Below are 23,176 nucleotides of genomic sequence, written 5' to 3'. Positions count from 1 at the left end.
CCGCCTACCCGCCGTTCACCAGGATCGCGTACTGGGCGGCGATCCGCTGCTGCGCATCCTGCAACTGGTCGGACCACACGCGCGCGGCGTAGCGCCCGAAAGAGACGTAGCAGTAGTAGGGAACAGTGGTCGAAGCCTTGGGCCCGCGATATTTCAGGCATCGCGCTATCGAAAGTCCAGGCGGGGATTCGATCAGGACCAGTTCACGGTTTCTCGAACTCGCGAGCATCAGGTCCGCGGCGGCGTCGGCATCTCGTGCGCGCACGAGTTCCCCTGCACCGAAGCTCACGTTGTCAACTCCGGCCTTCTCGTACAACTCCGGGGACCGGTTGTCGAGGCCGTCGGCCATGTGGAGCGCTCCGTGGCTGTCCAAAGTTCCCATCCAGTCCGCGTCGGGATCCGGAAGCGTGAGCCGCTGCATTCCTGCAGGGTCGAGCGGAAGCTCGGTGAGCTTTTCCCGGGCAGTCGGGCCGAAGTCCTTCAAGCGCGCACTCGTGACCTCGATCGCCTTGTCGGACAGGTCCAGCAACGCGCCCAGATCGGAATGATCCAGAGTGCCGTTCTCTTGGTTGACGATCAGATCGATGATGACGAACTTGCCTGTGGCATACCAGGAAGCAAGCACCTGATACTTCGGCTGCCACAGGACGACCGCTGCCGGGAACCTGGTCGACCGGGTCGGCACCGCATCGTCGTTCTTGGCGAAACCACTGGCTCCCAGCGCCACGGCGGCGGCAGTGGCTGCCGTCTCGCTGTCGAAGATCAGCACGGAGTTGGTGAGCCGGGTCGCGATCAAAGTATCCAGGCTGGATTTCGACGTCGTGACGAATCCGGAGATGTATCCAGGCGTGTTCCGGGTGAAGTCTGTCGCGTTCAGCCACCCGAAAACTCCGCTGTGATCGGACAGTCCCGGATCGACGAAAGGCTTGGCAGCAGAGAGAAACTTCAGCGACGGGTCGACTTCATTCCCGACCGGCATGATATTGCCGAGCCGGAGCGCTTCCAGGATCCGCGCTGCTCGATCGCGATCTTTCGGTTCCCACGGCTGGGGCTGGGTCGGGTAACTGCCGGTGTCCAGCTTCGTCAGATCTACGGCCGCCACGTCCGCCGCGCCCGATTCAGATCCGCAGGAGACGGTAGCCAGCACCGCGACGGCCGTTGCGGCCGCCAATACTGCGCGCACGGCCCTGCCTAGGTCGTACAACACGTCTTTCCGCTCCCCCACCCGAATACTGACAACGTTCCGATGATCGTCGTTGCTCTTGGTCAGCAGAGTGTAATCGCCGGTCCCGCAGAGCTGCTCATCGAGCCGAAACCTATGGCGCCTCTCAGTACTCGCCGGTGGGCAGTGCATCCCACATGGTCAAAGCCCCATTCGAGGACAGGGTCGGGCCCGGGACCAACTGCCCGATAATCGCCCAGGGAGCCAGCAGCGGCGACGATCCCAGGCCGAGCTTCTGCGCAGTCTCGATATCCGGTACGCCGTATCGCAATCCGTTGTCGGCGACATAGAACAGGCTGTCGCGCCGGAGGCTACCCGGCTCGATACCGGTGACCTTCACGAATTCACCTGAGGTCGGCCGGACGTACACGGCGTCGATCCGGTCGCCCGTTTTATCGGCGCTGGCCAGTGAGACCGGGGTCGCGGATTCGGCGATCGGCAGGCGGGTGCCGACCAGCAAGGAGACGGATGCGCGATCCGCCGGGCCCTCGGTGGCGTCGGCTTCCGTCTTGCCGGCAGCGTTCTCCTTCGCCCAGGAGATACAAGCGACCGGGCTGTCCTCTGCGGTAATGACTTTCGGCGCTTCACTCGGGAAATCGTTGACCGGCAGCGTATTCACCACGGCAATGCCGTCGAGCAGGTCCGGCGTGACCGGCTTGATCTCGCTCATGCCCTGCGAATTCGCGTTGCGGATGACCTGTGCGGCGAATGCCGAAACACGTTGCACACCATCCGAAAGCACGACGTACAGCTCGGATTTGTCGGTGCTTCCCAGCGCCACACGAATGACGCCGCCGACCGGAACGCTGTTCAGCTTGCCCGGGCCGGGCTCGCCGGCTTGCGGAATCGTCGGTGCGACGAGCGGTGGAACCTCGGTCGCGGCGCCGAGCAGGCCGGTAGTGATGTGCCGCGAGCGCTGCCCTGTCAGGTTGAGCGACCGGGTCATGACAGTGTTCTGGGGGTCCACCTCGGCTCGTTTGCCGTCGTAGATCAGGTAAGACTTTTCGCCATTTCGCACATAGAGGGCGCTACCGGCGTCGGCCGTCTTGATGCGCTCGTTCAACTCGGGCTTGCCCGCGATAGCGGTTGTCGTCGCGCCGGCCGAAGAGGCCGCGCCGCCGGTCACCGACAACGCAGTGGTATCACAGAGGGTCCACTGGGACCGATCGCCTTGTTTGGTACCCGGCAAAGCGGCAGGCGCTCCGGGAATTCCGAGAATCGGGCCCCGCGGGAGCGAATTGAGTTTCGAATCCTTGACCGACTTCGGGGATTCGTTCTTGCCCACGATCAACCGCGCAGACGCCAGGTTCAGCACAGGATGCAGAGTTTGCTTGGTCTCGTCGTCCTCATCCGTGAGGACCACATACAGTGCGCCGCTTTCCTTGCCCATCACAACGGTCGCATCACCGATGGAGCCTTGTGGGCGAATGAAAGCCATGATGGCCGCGCCGGCCACCACCAAAATAGCCAGCACCGCACCGGCGATGAGCGAGCGGAACTGCGCACGCATCGGATCGTGCAGCATGCGCACATCGCGGCGAACCAGCGCATGGTCGAGACGTCGCAGGAGAAAGCGGTACCCATTGACCTGGGCCCGCGTGGTCAACTGGGCTGGCACTGATCCTCCGTCGGAGCGAGAACTACACGCAAGAACTTACTGGGTGGTCACACGACAGATGCGCACCCCGCCATGACAGCGGGGTGCGCTGCTGTGATGGTCGACTTTGCTCAGAAGACGAAGCCGTCGCCGATCTTGCCGTCGGCGCCCAGGGCGCGGCCGAGAGCGTTCTCGACCTCGGCGGCAACGTTGTCCAGGGTCTGCAGCGTGTCCGCGAACTCGCCGTTCCACTTGGCGTGCACGGCCTTGAACGCGTCGAGAGCGGTGTTGCCCTGCCACGCCGTCTCCAGCGTCTTCGCGGCGCTTTCCAGGTCCTGGCCCGCGATCTGCAGCTGGCCGAAGTTCTCCTTCAAGGAGGAGGCCAGCTCATTCATGGTTTTAGCGTCGTAAAGCATTGATCAGTCCTTCGTCAGGTTCGTGAATCAGACTTGATGGTCTGATTAGGTGAGGTTGGTCAGGGTCTTGAAGCCCGACTCGTTCTCGGAATCGAGGTTCTTGAAGGTGGCGATACCGGTGCCGACCTGAGTCTCGAACTCGTTCAGGATGTTGTTCAGGCGCGCGGCCTCATCATCCCAAGCCTGGGCCGCGCCCTGGAACGCGGTCGCAGCCTCACCCTGGAAACCGGGGCGAGCGGCATCCACGGCGCTGGTGATCTTGCTCATGATCGCCTTGACCGTGGAAACCACGTCGGCCATCTCGCCCTGGGCCTTAGTAGCTACATCATGATCTGACTGAACGCTCTGGGTCATTTCTTCCCTCTACCTCTGCGTATTGTTGGATCACCAGGCGATACGGCACCGCATCGCCTTGTTTGGGGTGGTTAGCCGGCCCGCTCACAGGCGGATCAGGACAGCCACCTCCCCCCAGGCAGCGATTCGATCAGTGCCGAAATCGCCTGCGCGATCCGGTGATCGGTGCCCGGTGTCATGGTGGACCAGAGTTGCTGGTCCGGGGCGATCGCCGGTGCGGCCACAATGCGGCCCCGCGCGGTGTCGTACACCGCGACTGCTCCGGGCGATCGGTCGGTAACGCCGTCGGTGTAGGTGTAAGCCACCACCTCGGCGTAGGCATGGGTGGACGCGAGTGCGAGACCGTATGTGGGAGCGTCATTGTCGGCGACGCCGAGGCTGTAGACGGCGCTCGCGTAGTCCTCGGATGTGGTTGCGGAGTCGAGGCGTTCGGCCAGGTCCGAGGACAGGGCGCTGAAGCTCGCGACTTCCGCAGGGGGGCAATGGCCCAGGGCTTCGAGAATGGGGCGGGCCAGTGAATCGCCTTTGCCGTCGGCCCAGATGGTCCGGATGTCCAGGTTGTCGCCGCGGCGGGTGGCGACCACGTTTTCCTCACCGCGCCGGGCGATGCAGACGCGCACGGTGCCCTCGCCGGTGAAGATGCGGGCTGCCAGTTCGCGATCCGGCTGTGCCAGCGCGAACAGCGCTGCGGCGGTGTCGGGATCGGCGTCGCCGTGGGCGTCCAGGATGCGGGCGTCGTGTAGCTCGGCTCGCGCGCGTTCCTGGGCCTGCTGCCATTCGTAGTGCGAATCCTGTTGCGGGCCGACGGATAGCACCAGTGGCAGGGTCTGCACGCCGAGGTGGGTGGCGAGCGCTATGACGCTGTCGTTGGTCAGCGTGGTCATGCTGTCGCCTCCTCTCCTCGTGCGACGGGTTCGGCCGGTTTGGGCGCTTCGGCTCCGGTGCTACCTGCATTGAACGCGATATCCACCGATGGCCGCTGGGCATTCGGGTCCATTCCACCCAAAACGGCCGGGGCGACCTGCATACCGGCGCCCAGGCCGAGCTCGGCATCGCCGGCCGGCACCCGGGACAGGCCCTCGCGGGTGGTGTGCTCCTCGTCGGACCGGGCGCCCGGCGACATGGCCGCGGGGGACATCGGCATGGCGCCGCTGCTCTGCTGCACCGTAACCGGTTGCATCACAACCTGTTCGGCCTTGGTGGTGGTGACTTCGGTGTCCTTGACCCGCAATTCCGTCTTCACCGGCGCAATGCTGATGGGCGGTATCGAGTATCCGGGAATCGTGCCTGGCGATCCCGGCGTCGTCGACTGCTCGGTGGGCGCGGTTGCCTCGGTGGTGGTCTTCAAGCCCTCGGAGATCTTCGGCGGTGGCTGCTGCTCCCACGGTTTCGCCAGCGATTCGGTGGCCGCCTCGTAGGTGCGCATCACCCGTGCCGCAACGGCTTTCACCGTATCGGCATCGTTCTCGGCGAGCGCGACCTTGGCCAGCATGGGCGCGCCGAGTGCGGTGCCGACCTGCTCCAGGAGTTCGCGGAACTGGCGGAGTTTCTCGGCCTCTTCGGCGTCCGGCATTGCCAGGCGGGCGATCTCATAGGCCGCGGCATGCGTTTCGGCCTGCACGGCATTGGACGCCGCGGAAGCGGCCGCATTCGCCATCCAGTCCCGCAGCGAGCGCAGGCGTTCGATGAACGGCCCGCTGTTCTTGGATTCCCAAGCGCTGTCCAGCATTCCGAGAATCCGCTCGTATTCCACCGCCGCGGCGCCGAAACCCGCGCTCAGCCGGGCCCAGGCGAGTCCGGCCTCGGCTGCGGGCACGGCGCCCGCCCCCGTCACCAGGTCCTTGGCCAGCTGTTCCGGTGGCCTGGCTTCCCAGACCGTTCCGGTGAAGCCAGGTTGCGTAGGTTCCAGCACCATCGGCAAGGGTGTCCGATCAGACCGTCGGCGCGCCGAAGCCGGCCATCGACTCTTCTTCGACCTGGCCGAAGTTGGCGGCCTGGGCGCGCAGCGCGGCGGCCAGCTGGCGCACCTCGTTCACGCCCTCGCCGCCGGCCGTGGTGAACTGTGCCGCAACGGCATTCAGCGTCTGCGCGGCGCTCACGGACACCTCATCGGCGCCGGCCGGTGCGATGTTCAGCTTCACCTGCTCGACCTCCATGCCGCCGGCCATGCGATCGGCCAGCGCATCGAGCTGCGAAGCCGCCGCCAGCGCCGTCGACGCGTCGAACCGCACACCGTCGAATTCGTTGTTGCTCATGGCAATCCCTCTCTTTCCCCCAGTGATCAGAGCGTGAGCGCTTTGTCAGGTAGATCATCGACGGGTTCGGCCGCGCCCACAACCGGAATAGACACACCTTCGATGAGACCGACCACTTCGTCGCCGTGTGCGCCGGTCACCAGGTTGGGCCGGTCCGCTCCGGCATCGCCGCCGGCGTCGCCCGCGCGCGCCGCGCCCGCCGCCGAGCCCATCGGCGACATCATGGGCGAGCTGGCGCGAGTGGCCTGGTTGCTGACATTGGACACGGAGCGCCCAGTGGGCGAACCGTTTCCGAGTCCGGTCGACTCGGTCGGCAGGCGGCTGCTCGCCAGCTGACTCAGCGGGCTGCTGGTGCCGGTGGGCATACCGGCCCCGACCACGCCGCCGCCACCGGTCCCGGAGCCGTCGTCCCCGATGCCGCCGGTGCCGTCATCGGTACCGTCGTTGGTCTGCTCGGTGGTCTTCTCCTCATCGGTGGTCTTGGTCTTCTCGGTGAGGTTGCTGGTCACGCTGCTCAGCACCGACTGGCCCTGCGTGACGACCTCGCTGGCCACTTCGGAGCCGGCCGAGACGACCGTGGCGCCCTTCTCGATCACCTTCGTCGCGACCGTCGGCGCAATGCTGGTCAACGGCTGAACCGCGGCGTTGACCATGTTCACCAGCTGGTTCACATTGGATGCGATCGGGGCGCCAGCGATCATGATCTTGGTGCCGGCGGAGACCATCTCCACGGTCTTCCCGCTCAGTTCGACACGGGTCTTGGCCGCGATGATCCCCGCTTCGGCAATGGCGTCGGTGGCGATGCCGATCAGCCACGGGATGCCCGCGGGAGTCGGCAGCATGGCGATGCCCGCCGTCAGATTCGCGATGAATCGCGCGATGACGCCACTGACTTCGGCATAGCCCTGGGCGACGATGCGCGAGGCGTCCAGCATGATCAGCTTCTGCTGCTGCCCCTGCGCGGCGACCTGGGCACTCTCGCCCACGACCTGCTCGCTTTGTGCGCGGGCAGCCGTCGCGGCGTCGCCGATCCAGGTATTGGTGACCTTGTTGATCGACGACTCACTCTGCGATATGACCGAAGTCAGCACATCGGCCACCCCTGACAGAATCGAGGTGGGATCGAACCCGCTCTCCGAGATGCCGGTGCCGATCGAGTTGAGCAGATCCACGACCGGCTGAATCAGCACCGTCGGATCGATCGTCGGCAAGGTCGGCATCTGCAGCCCGGACAGGTCCGGCAACCCGATATCCGAAAGCTGCGGCAGCTGCGGCAATCCCAGATTGTTCAGCACATCGCCGACCGGCACATCGAGCATCGGCCCTACGGCAGTTGTCCGCAGGGCCTCGACAACAGTGGGGTTCGAAGGATCCGTCACAGTGTGTTCGCGAGGAAACTCGCCGCCGAGGTCACTTCATTGGCGCCGTAGGTCCCCACCGCGGCGTAGGCGGCCGTCGCGGTGCTCGCATGCACGGCCGCGATCTCCGCCGACGACAGCAGGTAGTTCCCCTGCGCAATCGCGAAGGCCGCCAGGAAATCCTGCCCGATCAGCCCGAACATCGGCACCGCCGCCGCGAGCGAAGCGCCCACGTCCCCGGCCGCAGCCCCCGCCACCTGCGCGGCCTGCGCCGCCTTCTCGCTGCCATACGTGAGAATCGGCGCAAACTCCGCCGCCACATGATCGGCCATCAGTGTCCCTCCCTAACCTACGATCTTGTAGAACACTACAAGTGTGAATTTCTTTGTGCCAGACGGCAAGGCGCAAACGTCACGTCAAAGTTGAGTGAACTTTGCAACCTACTCAGCCATCTCCTGATTGAACTGGTTCACAACTTCGGCCCGCCGCTCGAACGCCCGCCGCGCCGCAGCCGCCGCGGTATCCACCACAACCCGCTCGAACTCCGCCGGCGTCATCCGCGAAACAGCATGGCTGAACTGCAAATCCTTCAGCGCCCCGTTCCCATCGACCTCCGCCATGACAGCCCCGTCCTCAGAGGTCTCCCTCCCCCGAACGGCCGCCATCTGCTCGGCCAAATCCTGAAACCGATACATCTGCCGCCGAACCCGCTCCTCGAGCTCATCCATCGACGAAACCACGGCGACCCCTCTCACACAGTCCGAAGCCAGCTCTGCGGCTCAGTATCGTAGTCCTGCTCCTCGACAATCTCCTGCCGAGCGACTTCCGCCTCGGTGGGGAGACCGGTGCGGGCAAGCGCATCAGCACTCATCCCCGCAGCTTCCAGCTGTTTCCGCCGCGCCAGCCCAGCTCGATTGGCGGCCCGCTGACACAACCGCAGCAATTCCCCCGCCAACTGCGCCGGATCCCTGCGCAACTCCGCCGGGTCCACCTTCACCGCAAGCGGAATCCCCTGCTCGGTAACCCGAATCCGAATCGAGCCACCGGTATTCGCCGCAGTTGTCGAAGGCCATTGCGCCTCAGTGGCGTCAGAACTCACCGCCCCCGCCTCGGTCATGAACAACTCCCTCCCAATTTGCTGGTGTAGAACTACCACACGGAAGCGCCAAGCGCCATCGACTCACAACGGACGTTCGTCACCCTCGCTCGTCCTTGATCGCGCGAACGACCGCGGCGATGCAGCCATTGAGCACCGAGACGAACCTTGCCCTGTCGACCGCTAGAGCCTGGGCCGGGTCTTCGGTAATCGCGTAGCGGCCATCGTCCTCGAGGTCCCGGAACCGGACCAGATGCCGAGTGATGCCGCGGGGCCCGAATACCGATCTGCCCTGGACGATGTGAACCTCACCGGCGGTGGTCGCCGGGGCCTTCAGGAATTCCTTCGATTTCGCCACTGTGGTGTCGGGTGCGGCGGCGATAACCGAACGGCCGTAGTCGTGGTCCAAGTCCTGCTCGGGCGACGCCAGTCCGATATCCCCGCGACTGCCGCGTTCGGCGGTCGGCATCGCATCGACAACGGCATCGGCCAGCGCGATCGGATCACACTCGACCACGGTGTAACCACCGCGGCGCCAGTACGTTGCACCAGGCAACTGGGTTATCAGATAGCCTTTCGGCCCCTTCCTGGTCGCTCGCACTCGAACCATCGAGTCCGTATCCCATTCATCCTGTTCACTCCACCCGTACGCGGTCAGGAACAGGTCCGGGTTCGCCATGGCGTCGAAGACCATGGCGAAATCGCCGCCCAGTTTGTGGCTCAGACTTTCTCGCGCCTCCCGCAATTCCGTATGGAAGTCCGCGGGAGTCCTGGTCGCCGAGGTGAACATGAACGGCTGCGGCGGCTCCTCACCCGCCTGATCCATCCACAACACGTAGAACTCGGCCTCTGTGAACTTCCATTGCATGGTCACTTCTCGGCCACCGGGGTGACTGCGATCGGTACCTCACCGAGTGCTTCGTCCAGATGCTCAGCCGCATTCAGGTACTGGGCGCGCTTGTGCTCCTTGCCCTGCTGCCCCTGCGAAGCGCCGGACATGGGCGAGCCCATCATCGGGCTGGATGCACCGGTGGTTCCGGACGTAGTGGCCAGTCCGGCACGGGAGGTCGTCGTGGTTGTCGTTTCTCCGGACGCCGACGACACCGGAACGGCGGCACGGGGAAACAGTTGCGTCTTCTGCGGGTTGGTGGTTGTCGTCGGGCTACCCGTGCCGAGACCTGTCGGGCTGCCGCCACCCGTAGTCAGTCCGGTCGGACTTCCGGTGTTCGTGACCAGGCCCAGATTCTCCAGCTGCTGGTCCAGCTGATTCTGCAGTTCTTCCTGCGTTTCCTCAGTGGTCTTCGTTGTGCTCGTCAAGCCCTGCTGAACCGCCGAAGTAATCGTCTCCACAGCCGATTGCGCGGCCTCGATGCCTTTTTGCAGAACCGTGCTGCCCTGTGTGATCAGAGTCTGGAGCGTTTCCTGCGTCTTGTCTTCGGTGTTCGTGGGGTTGTTCGTCACCGGGTTTGTTGTCACCGGATTCGGCGTGGTCGGATCGGTGGTCAGGTTGGGCGCCTGGGTGCCCGGGCTATTGGTTCCCGGGTTGTTGGTGCCTGGGTTCTCGACCTTCGGGACGTCGGGTACCGGCGCTTGAACCTTCAGGGTGGCGTTCGGGTCGGGCATGATGGGGATGGCATTGCTGGAGTCCGTGACACCCACCTCGTACCAGTTCGCCCATGCCTCCCGCATGACCCTCATGGCTTCATCGACATCCCGCTGCTCATATTTGTCGATTGTTTCGCCATACTCCTTGTGAACACTCTGGTATGGCAAGAAGTTCTGCAGCTTCTTGAGCCAGCCTTGAGCGAAGGCATAGTTGTTGCTCACAAGGTTGAGCGCAGCGGTCAATTTCTTGACCTCGGTAAGGTAGTTCGTGATCCCGGTCTTGGCCTTCTGCGCCGCCGGCGAGGCCCAGATCTGATCAATCCCAGAGGTGTCGCCTTGGTATGCCTGGAGGTACTTCTTGGTAGCGGCTTCAAGGCTGCTGCCCCCAGCCTTGATGTACTCCTGGGCCTTGTGCCATTCCTGCGCGAAGTTCTCGAGCTGGCCGAGAACTCCCGAATCCTTCACATAAACCCAGTGATTGTGGAAATCATCCCACTCGTATTGTGCAGCACGATCGGGTTCGATGCTTACCTTGTCGAGGGCGACTCCCGCTGCCTGAGCCTCACTGAGGAGGGTGCTTGTAATCGCGGTGGCCTGGTCCGTATCGCTTAGCTTGTTACCGTAATCCCTCTTCATAGTCCCGGACCAGCCATACTTGTCGGCCCCGTTGTCCCAAAAGCCATAATCCGACTGACCCCACCCTGGCATTTTCATCGATTCGACACGTACCGTCGACGCGGCCAATCCGGGCTGCCCGTAGCCGCTGCGAAAATCCTGGAATGCACCAGAGAGTTGCTGATCGGAGTAGTTCCCACTTTCGAACGCAGCGGCCGCCGCCTGATCCACGCCGATGTACAGCTTTCCCGCCGCGACGAAGGTCTCTCCCATGTCGGTGAGGATGGTCTGATGGTTCTTCAGTACCGTCTCGGCCAGTTTCTTTGCGGCCGCGTTGAGTTTGTCGGCCAATTCCTGGCCCGAAGTTCTTTGATTGAGGGGCTTCAGATTCGTCGTCGGCGACACCACTTGGAGAGCGTCGTTCACGAGACTCAGCAGCTTCGCGCATTGTTCGGCCATCGTTCGCGCCACTGCGGGGTCGAAGTTCACGCCCTTCGAGGAATCATTGAACCCACCGTTGCGGGCGTCGGTCTTGAGACTGGTGAAGGCATTGTCTCCGTCGGCCATCGGGCTCCCCTCCCTCGTGGATGTGACCGCAGCCTAACCGTTGACGCAGTGGATGTTCCAGCCGTGGCCGAGCCGGCGACTCCTGATGCTGGAAAGTTGCTGATCGCAAGCCTTCCGTTTGTGCCGGCTGCGGGCCTGTGGCAGAGTCGATCTCAACTGTGCGCGGGGCGCAGTAATCGACATGTCAACTCGGGAGGGGACTGTCATGGCCGGGAAACTGCAGGGCGAAGCGGCGCAGGTGAGAGCGACCGCGAACGTCGCGGATGCCATTCGAGATGAGTTGCTGGCCATCGCCGATGCCGCCCGGGCCGCGGTTTCCGCAGGCGCTTCCGCGTGGGGAGATGACGGTTTCGGCAGCAAGTTCGCCGACGGCGGCAACGGGTTCAAGACCGGTAGCAGCAATATGACCGACGGCACCGGCAAGATGGCCGGGTCGTTCGGCAACCTCGTCGACGGACTGACCACGAGCGCGGAGCGTCTCGAAGCCATGGAGCAGGGCAACACCGAAAAGTTCAAGTGATCGGAAGCCCCGAATGGCATGGGAACGCAGCAGAGGTGAAGCCGACTCGTATGTCGAAGGTTTTACCGAACAGATTCGCGCGCTGGCGGAGACGACCCGAAAGCGAGCTCAGCTAACCGGAAGCGGTAGCGCGGCAAACGGGCTGATCACCGTGACGGTGAACGCCGACAATGTCGTGATCGCAACGAAGGTCTCCGCCGATGCCGAGGACCTCACCCTGGACGAGATCGCCGCTGCGGTGACGGCGGCGGCCCAGCATGCTGCCGCCGACGTGGCGCGAAAGACCGAGGAGTTCTTCCGGCCGCTGAACGAGAAGCGCGCCAAGATGCCGAAGCTGTCGGAGCTTTTCGAGGACATGCCCGATCTGGAGCAGGTGCCACTGCCGAAGCCCTCACTTGCCCCGCCGAACTCGCGGGAACGGCTCGAGCAGGAAGCCGAACCGGGTCCGGAATTCACAGACGCGGTGGACCACGACGACTGGCAGTCCGATCAAGGGTCGGGTATCAGGGCCAAGGATTGGTGATTTCCGCCGGGATCGACACCACCGCACGATAATTCGTCAAGGAATGAGAGCGGCGCGCAAGCTGCGCGTCGAGGGGAGAATCCGTTGCCTGAATCCGACCGGATGCTACAGGTCCATGAAGCAGTGCCGGACGCGATCGCGCAGATGGCGACCAAACATGGACTCGGCAAGCTGCGCGAGGCGTTCCGGCCGAAACAGCGCTGGATGATCGCGGTGCGTTCCAACGACTCTCGGCTCTACTTGTACGAGCACGGCCTCATCGTCACCGATGCGGACCATCCCCCGATGGCGTTCGTCTGGGATTTCACGACCGCGTGGTCTTATCAGCGGACCATGAACGGCGCGCTCACCGACGCCTACTACACCCTTGTCGGTCCTGAACGCCACGCCGTCACCATCGGTCGCGGAACACCAGGGGTGGTCCGGCCCTATGTCGATGGCGCGAAGGTCACCGAGGCGCACCGGGGTGCGCACTTTCTGTTCGAGGGTGTCTGGGGGCCCGAGATCGAGGCGGGAATCACCCGCACTCAGGGCCAAGGGGCATGGGTACGGCTCCGCCGCGGCGAGACGCTCGACTTCCACAAGCTCACCATCAGCATGGAATCCGTTCAGGCCCACAACAAGTCGATCCGCTGGGCGGACGTCACGGATGTCAGAATCTACGACGGCGCACTCAACATTTCTGCCGGCCGGGACTTCATCCCCATGATCTTCACGCGAGAGATCCCCAATCTGACGATGTTGATGACTCTCATCGGGAACATCCGCAACGTGTACGCCCAAGCCAACGGCAGCTGAGATCTGACGGCTGAGGTCTGTTGTGGCGCTTGAGTTTCCGTCCTGGCTGGAGTGGCTGGAATGGGTCGTGGGATCCGATTGGCCGCACGGCAACGAGGATCTGATGTGGCAGATGGGCCGCGACCTCGAAACCGTTGCCAAACGAGTCGACAACCTGATCGACGATCTGGGCACGCTGATCAATGGCGTCACCGACGCGCTGCCCGCAGGCGACGGCGGCGAGGGGATTCTGTCCTGGCTGGTTCCGCTGCGAGATGGCAACGGCGACGGGAAGAACGGATCGCTGGCCGATTTCGCCGACAACTACCGTTCGCTGGCCAAAGCCGCCGACGGAATGGGCGACCAGCTCCAGGCCGCCAAGCTCAACTTCTATATCGCGGGCGCCTGGCTGGTCATGGAGATGGCGTGGGCCGCAGCGTCCGGCCCGGCCGCACCGGCGGCGGAGGCGGGCGTTCTCGCCGCCGGTCGCATCCTGTTCAAAAAGCTCGGCGAGAAGCTGGCCCTCCGGATCGGCGGCGTTGTCGGCAAGTTCATCACCGACCCTGTCTTGAAGAAGATCGTCACCAAGCTCGTCTACGAGATCGCTCAGGAAGCGGTCGTCGAGACTTTTCAGGGCACCTCGCAGGAACTGCTCGTCCAGACCATCCAGAAGTCGCAGGGGCATATCGACTCCTACGACTGGAAGGCCGTCGGGACCAATGCCGCTATTTCCGCCTTCGCCGGCGGCGTAGGCGGTGGTACCGGATTCGGTATGGGCAATCTGCTCCCGACCACTGCGGGCCGTTTGAAGGGCATCACCAATGGTGCTATCACAGGTGCTACGGCGGGTGCGGCGGGCGCCGGGGCGGCCTGGCTGGGAAGTGGCGTCCTCACCGGCAACTGGGAGTTCGATCCGCGATCGCTGACCGGCGGCGCACTGTCCGGCGCCGGGCCCAGCGCCATCTACGGCGCCAAGGGCATGTCGGATCTGAATGGAAACCCCGGTGGTACACCCGATCCCACCGGCACCGATACGGGCACACCCGGTGACGGTGATTCCGGCGCACCGGGAAATGCTTCGCCGGACGGATCCACTGACAATCCGAACTCGGGCACCGATCCCGCAGGCAACCAGCAGACCAACGGCGCTCAGCCGAGCCCCGCGGGAACGACCGACGGCGATACCGGAACCGGCGGCGATACGAACACCGCGACCGATACCACCGGTGGCGATACCGATACGACCGCACCAACCAACGGCAATGAATCCACGGCGCCGAACGACTCCGACATCGGCTCGCCGAACGGTGAACAGTCGTCGGAGCCGCGCGCGGGGGATCCGAACTCCCCGTCGGACAAGCCCACCGATTCGGAGCAAAGAGCCGGCGAATCACCCTCGACGACAGATGAATCCGCGCCCAACGGCAAGGACGCCACCGATCAGCCGAAGTTTGCGAACTCCGAGACGAATACGAATCCCACGGAGTCGACCAACACCTCACAAACGGCGCAGAGCAATACGGCGACCACTGGCGGAACTCAATCCGGTGGAGTGGCGCAGTCCGCGCCCAATGCATCCGGCGCCGGCTCACCATCCGCGAACACGACCACTGCCACGTCGGCACCGAACACTTCCACCACGTCGCCGACGAGCAGTTCTACAACCAACGTCGCCAATACGTCGACGGCCACCAACTCATCGACGGCTGCCAACTCATCGACCACGGGTGAGACCCGAGCCGGCACTCCGAGCGACCCCAAAGTCGGTCCTGCCCGAACGACACAGCTCGACGGCACCGCACCGCGCCCTGCCGCCGGACTCCCGTCCTCGCCAGGGCCGCAGATCTCCCCGGCGCGCGCTGCTGTCGGCGAATCCGGCGTGGATCCGGGAAACACGACCGCCCCGATGCAGGCGACGCGCACCGGTGTCGAGGTGCCCGACGCCAAACAGCAGGAGAGCAAGTCGAACTCGGCAACGGATCCGGTGGCGGCCGTGGTGCCGGTCATGCCAGTCGGCACCAACTCGTCACCGGACTCGCGAACCCAAACCTCGAATCGGACCAGACCACCAACGGATCCATCGGCGCCGCCGGGCTCTCGCACGGGAACGGAACAGGACCCGACGAACGTCGGGAATCCCACGGCGCCAACACAAAGCAGCGCAACGACATCCGACGTGAATGCCGCCGGAATTCCGTCGAATGCGAGCCCTGCCCCGCACGTCGATGATCCCCAAACGCCGACCAGGATCGATCAATCCGAGCTCGACCTGGTGCCGGCCGACCCGACGTATGGGTCGCAGGACCCGCTGGTACCGCCGTGGCTCGACAATGGACCGTCGGAGCCCACCCCGCGGCGGAGCTTCGCGCGCCGCATCATCGACGCGTTGCTCGGCCGGTCCAGCACGGATTCGGATGCCCGCACCGCGGATACCCACAACGCGGATCCCCGAACCGCATCGCCCGACAACGACGCGCCGCCCGCGCGGACACCGGCGGAACAGCAGTCGCTGCCGCACGAGCCGCGATCACCGCAGCTCACGCCACACCAGCAGAATCTGGTGGACGAGTATGCCCACACGAACAATCGGTCGGTCGCCGATGTCATGGCCGACATCAAGGCAGCCCGTCTGACCGTCGACGACACCGGGGTGCACGTCGTCACTCCCGATCACGTCGGTCCGGCCACCCGTGTCGACCGGTCGTATCTCGATACCTTGCTTCGGCAGAAGATCGGTGCGCACGGTCAGCGCTTCGACAGCCTCAATCCGGACCAGTTCGAGCCCGGTTGTCCCGACGAGGACTTGCCCGGGCATCTCACCCGTGAGATGCCCGGTGGCGCGCTCGACCGCGCCACGGTGCCGGTGGATCCGAAGCAGATCGACCTCAGCTATCCGGATGACGAGTACGACGTCGTGTGGCGCGATCGCTCGGAGGCCAGCGCGTTCCTGCGACCGGACAATGCGTTGTTCCGCTTGGATTCTCGCGGTCCGGAAATCTTCGAAACCGGTTTCCAGCCTCGAAACCCGAAGCATTTCAATATCGCGGCGCACACCGGGCAGACCACCGACTCCGGATTCGTCTCGACCTCGAAGAGCCCCGAGCACGCGACCGTTCGCGAACTCGGTCATCTGCGCACCGAGATGCAGACGAACAGCTTGCGCAGATTGCCGGACGGCAACTTCGTACAGACCCGCTATGTGCACGAGCTCTATACCCCGCACGGCATCGACGTAGACGCCACGATCAACGATGCTCGCGCCCACAACCCCATGATGTGGGCGCACGGCCACACCGAGGCCGAAGTGCTCCTTCCCGGCGGCGTCCGCAGCGACCAGATCTACCGGATCTGGCCTCGGGAGGTGATCGTCTCCCCCAGCGGCGAAATCCTGGACACCCGCATCGGCGATCCAATCGTCAACCCGCGGTTCGCCTACGCCGACAATCCGACCTTCCACTACACCCACAATCCCGAACAGTCGACGCACACGCCCGAGAACACGGGCCCCACAACACATCCCGAGAGCGATGTGCTGCCGAATACGGATGAATCCGTTTCGCGCCCGCCCACCGGAATCGATCCGGCACAACAGATTCCGGTGGATCCTGCCACGCCGGGGAATCCCTCCGGCCCCTCCCCGACGACCGGCCACCTGCCACAGAACCAGCAGGCACAGCAACCGACGACCGAGCAGAATCCCGTCAATCCGTCCCTGCCAACGGATCCGACTGCACCACAAAAGCTCTTCGAGTCGCCCTGGGCCACACCGGATACCGCACCCACCCAGACCGCCCCGCCTCAGCAAGGCCAGCCGCTCCCCGCTCAGCAGCAGCCGACCACGCACACACCGTCGCATCCGGACAACACGACGCCGGTCAGCACAGCATCGGCCAACCCGGCGGCACCCGCACAAGCCACCCCCCATCCGTATCAGCCGACCCCGGCGCACCAATTCCCGGTCAATCCGCAGACGAATCAGCCGGCCCCAGCGCATCAACCGCCGGTCAACCAACAGACGACCCATCATCCACCACAGCAGGCGCCCGGCAAGCCACCCAAGCCGAATGGCTGGCCAGGCAAGAACATTCACAATGTCGACACCGCCCGGAAGAACCTCAAGAAGTGGGTTCGCCTCATCAATGGCCCGGGTGTCATGTTCGCGGGCCGCAATATCAACTGCGTCCTGTGCTCGGACTCCTTCCTGCGCACCTGGTTCGGCCGACCCACCGAGGCCCCGGCGCTGAACGATCCGTCGAAGCCACAGGGCCTTGGCCCGCAAGCCGTCGACAACCTCACCGGAGGCACCCGGGAACCCACCACTTTCCAGAGAATCAAGGATCAGCTGCTACACCTGGGCCCCGGCTCCGCCGCCATGGTCCTCACCGATTGGGTCGACGCCAAGGGCAAGCGCGTCGGCGGGCACGCCTACGTGGCCGTGAACCACAACGGCAAGGTGCTGTTCGTCGATCCGCAAACCGGCGAGGTCCACGGCTGGCCCCCGCGATTCCGCCCGGACGGAGTCGGCGCCACCCAAGCCGTATTCCTCACCCCCGACGGCCAGCCCTTGCGTCCGCTCGCGGCAAAGCCGAATACACCCGCACCGCAACAGCCTCAGCCGCAGATCCCGGCTCAGCCCCCCACGCTGACACCGAGTCTGCGCAGCCGGTTCGAACATATGCGAACCGCTGTTACCGAGCTCGCAAAGGCTTTCCACTCCCCCACGGGCGCACACGAAATTCCCTATCTGCAAACGCAACTCGGCGCCCACCTCCACAGCCTCGGCCTGTCGAACCCCGCAAACCAAACCCCCTGGCAGCTGCTCGCCCAACACGACCCGGCCCTCGCCGAGTACCTTGCGAAATACCAGCACGACCTCCTTGCCAACACCAACACCAACCAAGACCCCACCGCATTCGGCAGCCCCGAACCCGACGCCAACACACCCGATGCCAACACTCCGGAGGGCGACCCCACACCCGCGAGCCGCGAAACTCCTGGATCTCCGCCATCGGGTCAGAACACCGCCGAACAGCCGTCGACCGACCAGGTGGGCACCACCAACGACAGTGTCGACGAGGTCATCGGAAGCGAGACCGACTCGACTATCGACCGCGCACCCGCGAATCCTCTCGATGACCTGAACTTCCCGCACCCGTCGACCGTCCGGCAAGACCTGACACCGCTGACGCCCGCGGAGTTCGCCGAGCTGGCCGTCGTCGCGGCCCCCGCCATCGACGAAGGAGCAGTAGATGAGCTCGCTGAGCGACGATCCGCTACAGATGCGCCGGATCAAAGTCTCGCCCGAGCGAATGACTCGGCAACGCCACGAGACGGAGAAGGTGCTCGGCCGGAAGCTGGCACCGTTCCCGGCGGAGATCGCGGCGTACAAGGCGGCCGGGAAGGAACCCCCGACCGACTAAGCCCTCCGGACAGCGACACCGGCGATCGAGACGGGACAACGGAAGACGGTCCCGTCGACACCACCGGACAATCGGCAAAACAGCTGTCCCACGACCACACCGCAGCGCCGCTGACCAACGACGCCAAACCGATCGCGGATCTGAACGAACATCCGGGTGAGGTCAAGGTCGAGAACGAGCTGATCACCGAGATCGGTGGTCGCCCAGTCGAAGAGCACGTCGACGCAATGGCGTTGGACCGCGCAAACCAGCTCCGCGCCGCGAACAAAGAGTTTTCGCAACAGCCCGGCGAGGATCCGCGCAAAACGCAAAAACGCGTGAAGAAAGCCCAGCTGGACGGCTCGTACGTCGGCCCGCGGTGGCACGGTGAAGTGTCAGCGGTTGTGCTCGATCGGCGTACCGGGATTGCCTATGAAGGCACCAACGGCGACGGCAGGAACGCCCTCGACGAAGACTCCATACACCCAACGCTGCAAGCAAATATCGAGGCCATGGAGAGGGCCGGCGGATACCCGGACCTGAACCGATTCGGCGATCCGGAGGATCCGGACAATCCCAATGCCACGCGGCCGCATCCGCACTTCGACGATCCCTACGGGCACGCAGAGGTCAAGGCCGCCAATGAAGCGTTGTGGGCCAGAGAACGAGAGAACGAGCGCCGACAAGCCGAGGGGCGCACAGACCTGCTGCCCACCGGGCCGGAGGCGCTCGCGGAGCTGTACTCCCAGACTTACAAGCCGTTCGTCAAGAACGGTCCGGTCGCGACCCCGTATTGCGCGAACTGCAATCACACCATGGGCGATGCGCCCAATCACAGTGGCAGATACACCGGTTTCCCACCGGACAGCAGCAATCTTGCCGACCAGTACACCACCCCGGTCGAGCGGAACAGCGAGTCGGAAACGTCGAATCCTGAGCAGGACAACGACACTCAGGAGCAAGACGCCACACCCCCACCCCCGGTCCAGCACGGCCCCGACCGCACCGCCATCGGCAGCGGACCCGATATCGACCGCGTATTCCAGAATCTCCGCAACGAGGGCGCCCACGACGTCGTCGTCCACACCGACGCCGACGGCAACCCCATCGATGCCGACGGCAACCCGCTCACCGTCGAACAAGTCATCGACGCCATCCGCAACAACCCCAACTACACGCCCGGCACTCCCATCCGCCTCGTCTCCTGCTATTCCGGCAGTGATATCGGCTGGGCACAGCAGATCGCCAACGAATTCAACACCACGGTCCTCGCACCCACAGACATCGTCGGCGTCCGCAACGCACCCGACTCCCCCGCGACCGTCCAGAACGACACGCCCTGGCGCACCTTCCAACCCACCCAGCAGGATGGCACCACAGCGCAGCCCGTCGATTGGATGCCCGCCGCCCAACCCGACGGTCCGCTACCAGCCGACGCCGAGACCGACGACGACTGGGACACGCTCGGCAGGCGAGGACCGGACGGACTGCCCTATCGCCCCGACTGGACCCCGGATCCCTCGCGCGGACCCAGCCGCTATGGGGACGTGAACGCGGCGCAGCGCGATGCCGAACTCGTCAACCGACGCCATGTCAGTCCGCCCGACAGCACGCCGTACACACCACCCGCCCGCACCGAGATCCCGAAGTCGAGCGATCCTGATGCCGCCAGGAAATTCAACGAGATGCAGCGGCAGGCCAACCCCACCCCGGATTATCGACCGGATCGAGGGCATATCGATGGGTCGGACAACCGGGGCGGACGGGCGGAAAGCGCTCCGCCGTCGGCCAATACGACCCAGCCTCCGTCCAGTACCCCACCGCCGGTGCCCGAGACAGCGCAGGAAGCCTATCGGAATCCGCTGGAGCCCTTGGTTCCCGAAGTCGACAACCGCGAACCGCCGAACGATTCCTTGTACAGGGGTGACGACGGGCGTCTCCACATGGAAGGGGATCCGCCCAACAGCTGGCGCGAGTACGAAGCCGACGAGCGCAAGGAAATAGGCCACAAGAATAGGCACCATTTACACAAAGATGGCGATACGGTCGGCACGTGGCAGCAATGGATGGGGAAGGGTGATGATCATTATCAGCTCCGCAGCGATGGGGGTTTGGCGGCAGATCCCAAGACCAACGATCACATCGATGTAAAAGCCCAGCACGAGAGTTCCGAACGCCATACTGTATGGAACAAGGAAACCAAGGACAATATCGACGCCAAATCGGAGAAACGGATCGAGAAGGGAGAGGAACGAAACAACGAGATCGGCAAGGAAGCCAAAGAGCTCATGGAGAAATTTCAGATCGATTCGATCCATGATCTCAAGGCAGACTTGCTGGAGGACGCGATCGAAAACCTCCACAGCAAGATTGACGCGGATCTCGAAGCCAAGACCATCGATCCAGATACGGCCGAAAAGCTACACAATAAAGTCGACCTCTTGGAACAGAGGATGACCAAATACAACGAGCTCGGGATCGAGCTGGTCACCCTTTCCAAGGAAATGGCCGAACTCGGCGGGCTGGACTGGGGCACGGATCCGACCAAGTGGCCGGGTGCGGTGGTGCTGTCTCCCTACGTGGGAGAGATCGACGGAAAACCCACTTTCGATGGTTCCAGGACCTTCGACGTCATCGTTGCCGTGCCCGCGTCGAGAACGACCGACGGCCGAACACTCATACTGCTCATAGAGTGCAAGGGCGTCGGTTCCGAGAAGGGCTCCGCCAAAACCGACGAACACGGTCGTGTGGAACAGATGACGCCGGAGTACAAGGTGCGCACGGCGGCGATGGATGAGAACCTTCATCGAATCCTTCGTGAACTTCCCGAGAATATGCTCGCGCGTGGCATAGATCCGGCAAGTCCTGAAGGGCAACAACTGATCAAGGTGAGAGATGAGCTGATTCAAGCCCATCTCGAAGGCAGGCTACAAGATGTATACGTCCTGGCCCACGCGTCGATCAAGGGCGAGATCACTATCAGCCACTACAGCCAGGAACGTGATGGGCTGAGGGTGCCGATTCTCGATCTCGCCGGTCTCGTGCGGGCACCCGCCACGATGCAGGAAATTGCCCTCGAGCTGGAGCAAAAACTAGTTCGCGAGATCGACGAGACTCGTGAAAGAGTGCGCGAAGGATTGGACGAACGCGGCCGCGAGCTCCTCGACCGAGCACTGGAGCTATATCGCGAAGGTCAGATGCCTACCGCTGAATTGACAGAATTGCAGGCGAAGGTCGACGCGACGCTGGAGCTACTCAGGAGCCCGAGTGAACATGGGCTCACTCTCGAACAACAAAGTCGTGAACTCTCCACCGCGGCCGAAAATCTCGCGAAGCTCGAGAGCCTCGAGCTAGAGCGCGGCGTGGAACTCCTGCGTGCCGCGCAACCTGAAATCAACCCGTCGCTGGCCAGAGAGATACTGGGTCCGGAAGTTCTCGACAGCTATCGTGCCGCGACGGCCCTCCTCGATGCGGCAACTCGAAATCTGGTTCGCGAGGCCGCCGATATCGCACGTGAGTATCGTGCTCAGAATCGGTCCGGGCGGGAACTATTCATCGGCTACACCCTGGGCCGGGTGAACGAGCTGGAGGCCGCCCTCGCCAAGGGTAAGGACGTGGATCTGGCCCAGCTGCAGCACGACTATGAGCGCGTACAAGGCGCGGTCGCGTTCGAACGGGCCGAGGAGGCGCGTGCGCTCGCGGCGTTGGGCCTGAGTCCTGAACACGCCCAACTGGCCAGAGACCTGCTGGAGGCAGAACGTGGTCGCACGTTCACTCGGGCCGGCGAAATCTTCGGCCGGGAAATCGTGCGGCAAGCCGAGGCCAGGGTGCTCGAGGCCCGCGAGCCGATCGCGAAGGAACGCGAAAAGGTCATCGAGAAGGCCCAGGAGCGAGTCCAGGAAATCGAGCTGGCCCGCGATCAGGGTAAGGAACTCGATCTGGCTCGGCTGCAGTCCGAGTACGCGGAAGTCACCAAACAGCTCGAGAAAGACCGTGAACGGGATGCCCGAGTCCTCGAATCACTGAGCCTGGCGCGCGAGCACGCGGAGGCTGTCACCCGGTCGCTGGACACCACGCACGCGGAGCCGCTGACCAAGGCCCGGGACGCCCTCGGCACGGAAATCTCGCGCCAGGCCGCCGCAAGGGTCACGGAGGCGCGGGCGCAGGACGCCAGGGAACGCGAGCAGCTCATACAGCGGGCCCTCGAACAGGCCCGGGTAATGGAAGGAAACATCGACCGGGGGCAGACTCCCGACCCGGAAACCGTGCGGTCCGCCTACGACGAAATCGCGAAGCAAATAGAGCGCGAACGGGAGCGAGACGCCCGAGCCTTGGAACAACTCGGCTTGGCGCGCGAGCATGAGCAGAGGGTTATGGCGATGCTCAATGCCGAGCGTGCGGAGACGCTCGGCAAAGCATTGGAACCGTATGCCAGGGAGCTCGATCGGCAGCAGCCCAACCGCGCACTCGACCCACGCGAGATAGCCGCACGCGCCGTCGAGACCCGGGGGCTCGATGCTCGAGGTCACGAAGGCCGCGGCCTCGACCATCGGTCCTCCGAGCCACAGACACAGCCGCAGACGCAGCAGAGGTCCGCCTTCGAACGCCAACGGGAAATCGCCGCTCACCTCGCTAGACAAGGAGTCTCCCCCGAGTTGATCGCGGTGCGTCTGGTGATGGAACTGGGCCAGGCTCAATCCGTCGCCGAAGCCATGCGTGCACGAGCCGCGGAGGAGGAGCACAGTCGGACCCGAACTCGTGAGCGTGAGGCCCGCGCTCGAGCTCGTGAGCGGGAAGCCCCCGTCAGGGAGCTATGAGCGAGGTGATACCCGCGCCCACCTTGGTCGCACCTTCGAAGCTGTGGCACAGTCG

General features: G+C 64.1%; 17 protein-coding genes. 4 read left to right on the top strand and 13 right to left on the bottom strand.

Annotated elements, in window-relative coordinates; translation table 11 throughout:
* Positions 1-4: 4 nt before the first annotated feature.
* The 13 genes from ACYQ5L_RS05255 to ACYQ5L_RS05195 form a co-directional block, all read right to left on the bottom strand.
* Positions 5-1,183, bottom strand: a complete 1,179-nt coding sequence (locus ACYQ5L_RS05255; protein ID WP_459955905.1) for a DUF7373 family lipoprotein — start codon at positions 1,181-1,183, stop codon at positions 5-7.
* Positions 1,184-1,328: 145 nt separating this feature from the next.
* Complete coding sequence (gene eccB / locus ACYQ5L_RS05250; RefSeq protein WP_459955904.1) at positions 1,329-2,840, bottom strand: type VII secretion protein EccB; 1,512 nt, start codon at positions 2,838-2,840, stop codon at positions 1,329-1,331.
* Between the two features lie 110 nt (positions 2,841-2,950).
* Entirely contained in the window at positions 2,951-3,235 is a 285-nt protein-coding gene (locus tag ACYQ5L_RS05245; protein WP_459955902.1) for a WXG100 family type VII secretion target, read from the bottom strand.
* A 45-nt stretch (positions 3,236-3,280) separates the two neighbouring features.
* Positions 3,281-3,589, bottom strand: coding sequence for a WXG100 family type VII secretion target (locus ACYQ5L_RS05240; protein WP_459955901.1), 309 nt, complete (start codon positions 3,587-3,589; stop codon positions 3,281-3,283).
* Positions 3,590-3,684: 95 nt separating this feature from the next.
* Complete coding sequence (locus ACYQ5L_RS05235) at positions 3,685-4,473, bottom strand: ESX secretion-associated protein EspG (protein ID WP_459955900.1); 789 nt, start codon at positions 4,471-4,473, stop codon at positions 3,685-3,687.
* Complete coding sequence (locus ACYQ5L_RS05230) at positions 4,470-5,504, bottom strand: PPE domain-containing protein (protein ID WP_459955899.1); 1,035 nt, start codon at positions 5,502-5,504, stop codon at positions 4,470-4,472. Before ACYQ5L_RS05230 ends, ACYQ5L_RS05235 begins: the two co-directional genes overlap by 4 nt.
* Positions 5,505-5,520: 16 nt before the next feature.
* A complete protein-coding gene (locus tag ACYQ5L_RS05225) occupies positions 5,521-5,844 on the bottom strand; it encodes a PE domain-containing protein (RefSeq protein ID WP_459955897.1) in 324 nt (107 codons plus the stop codon).
* A 26-nt stretch (positions 5,845-5,870) separates the two neighbouring features.
* Positions 5,871-7,163 (bottom strand): hypothetical protein, encoded by a 1,293-nt coding sequence (locus ACYQ5L_RS05220; protein ID WP_459955895.1) that lies wholly within the window; start codon positions 7,161-7,163, stop codon positions 5,871-5,873.
* A 56-nt stretch (positions 7,164-7,219) separates the two neighbouring features.
* Positions 7,220-7,534 (bottom strand): hypothetical protein, encoded by a 315-nt coding sequence (locus tag ACYQ5L_RS05215; RefSeq protein WP_379193052.1) that lies wholly within the window; start codon positions 7,532-7,534, stop codon positions 7,220-7,222.
* Between the two features lie 108 nt (positions 7,535-7,642).
* Positions 7,643-7,930, bottom strand: a complete 288-nt coding sequence (locus ACYQ5L_RS05210; protein ID WP_379193051.1) for a YbaB/EbfC family nucleoid-associated protein — start codon at positions 7,928-7,930, stop codon at positions 7,643-7,645.
* A 23-nt stretch (positions 7,931-7,953) separates the two neighbouring features.
* A complete protein-coding gene (locus ACYQ5L_RS05205) occupies positions 7,954-8,319 on the bottom strand; it encodes a hypothetical protein (RefSeq protein ID WP_459955894.1) in 366 nt (121 codons plus the stop codon).
* Between the two features lie 79 nt (positions 8,320-8,398).
* Positions 8,399-9,166, bottom strand: a complete 768-nt coding sequence (locus ACYQ5L_RS05200) for an ESX secretion-associated protein EspG (protein ID WP_459955893.1) — start codon at positions 9,164-9,166, stop codon at positions 8,399-8,401.
* Between the two features lie 2 nt (positions 9,167-9,168).
* A complete protein-coding gene (locus ACYQ5L_RS05195) occupies positions 9,169-11,085 on the bottom strand; it encodes a hypothetical protein (RefSeq protein WP_459955892.1) in 1,917 nt (638 codons plus the stop codon).
* A gap of 205 nt (positions 11,086-11,290) precedes the next feature.
* Between ACYQ5L_RS05195 and ACYQ5L_RS05190 the strand changes: the two genes are divergently transcribed.
* The 4 genes from ACYQ5L_RS05190 to ACYQ5L_RS05175 all read left to right on the top strand — a co-directional run bounded on the left by ACYQ5L_RS05190 (position 11,291) and on the right by ACYQ5L_RS05175 (position 23,121).
* Entirely contained in the window at positions 11,291-11,605 is a 315-nt protein-coding gene (locus ACYQ5L_RS05190; protein WP_459955890.1) for a hypothetical protein, read from the top strand.
* Positions 11,606-11,618: 13 nt separating this feature from the next.
* The gene (locus ACYQ5L_RS05185; protein WP_459955888.1) at positions 11,619-12,128 is read left to right on the top strand and encodes a YbaB/EbfC family nucleoid-associated protein; all 510 of its coding nucleotides are present in this window, start codon (positions 11,619-11,621) and stop codon (positions 12,126-12,128) included.
* A gap of 84 nt (positions 12,129-12,212) precedes the next feature.
* Positions 12,213-12,926 (top strand): DUF6585 family protein, encoded by a 714-nt coding sequence (locus tag ACYQ5L_RS05180; RefSeq protein ID WP_459955887.1) that lies wholly within the window; start codon positions 12,213-12,215, stop codon positions 12,924-12,926.
* A gap of 22 nt (positions 12,927-12,948) precedes the next feature.
* Complete coding sequence (locus tag ACYQ5L_RS05175; RefSeq protein ID WP_459955886.1) at positions 12,949-23,121, top strand: WXG100-like domain-containing protein; 10,173 nt, start codon at positions 12,949-12,951, stop codon at positions 23,119-23,121.
* The last annotated feature ends 55 nt before the right edge of the window (positions 23,122-23,176 follow it).

It is taken from the genome of Nocardia sp. IFM 10818 (genome assembly GCF_054655275.1).
This window is presented reverse-complemented; position numbering and strand designations above follow the sequence as displayed.

Excerpts from the sequence above, each read along its gene's own strand:
- ACYQ5L_RS05205 (WP_459955894.1), bottom strand. The coding sequence starts at position 8,319 with ATGACCGAGGCGGGGGCGGTGAGTTCTGACGCCACTGAGGCGCAATGG.
- ACYQ5L_RS05230 (WP_459955899.1), bottom strand. The coding sequence starts at position 5,504 with ATGGTGCTGGAACCTACGCAACCTGGCTTCACCGGAACGGTCTGGGAA.
- ACYQ5L_RS05210 (WP_379193051.1), bottom strand. The coding sequence starts at position 7,930 with ATGGATGAGCTCGAGGAGCGGGTTCGGCGGCAGATGTATCGGTTTCAG.
- ACYQ5L_RS05220 (WP_459955895.1), bottom strand. The coding sequence starts at position 7,163 with ATGCTCGATGTGCCGGTCGGCGATGTGCTGAACAATCTGGGATTGCCG.
- ACYQ5L_RS05190 (WP_459955890.1), top strand. The coding sequence starts at position 11,291 with ATGGCCGGGAAACTGCAGGGCGAAGCGGCGCAGGTGAGAGCGACCGCG.
- ACYQ5L_RS05185 (WP_459955888.1), top strand. The coding sequence starts at position 11,619 with ATGGCATGGGAACGCAGCAGAGGTGAAGCCGACTCGTATGTCGAAGGT.
- ACYQ5L_RS05235 (WP_459955900.1), bottom strand. The coding sequence starts at position 4,473 with ATGACCACGCTGACCAACGACAGCGTCATAGCGCTCGCCACCCACCTC.
- ACYQ5L_RS05195 (WP_459955892.1), bottom strand. The coding sequence starts at position 11,085 with ATGGCCGACGGAGACAATGCCTTCACCAGTCTCAAGACCGACGCCCGC.
- ACYQ5L_RS05225 (WP_459955897.1), bottom strand. The coding sequence starts at position 5,844 with ATGAGCAACAACGAATTCGACGGTGTGCGGTTCGACGCGTCGACGGCG.
- ACYQ5L_RS05215 (WP_379193052.1), bottom strand. The coding sequence starts at position 7,534 with ATGGCCGATCATGTGGCGGCGGAGTTTGCGCCGATTCTCACGTATGGC.
- ACYQ5L_RS05245 (WP_459955902.1), bottom strand. The coding sequence starts at position 3,235 with ATGCTTTACGACGCTAAAACCATGAATGAGCTGGCCTCCTCCTTGAAG.
- ACYQ5L_RS05200 (WP_459955893.1), bottom strand. The coding sequence starts at position 9,166 with ATGCAATGGAAGTTCACAGAGGCCGAGTTCTACGTGTTGTGGATGGAT.
- ACYQ5L_RS05240 (WP_459955901.1), bottom strand. The coding sequence starts at position 3,589 with ATGACCCAGAGCGTTCAGTCAGATCATGATGTAGCTACTAAGGCCCAG.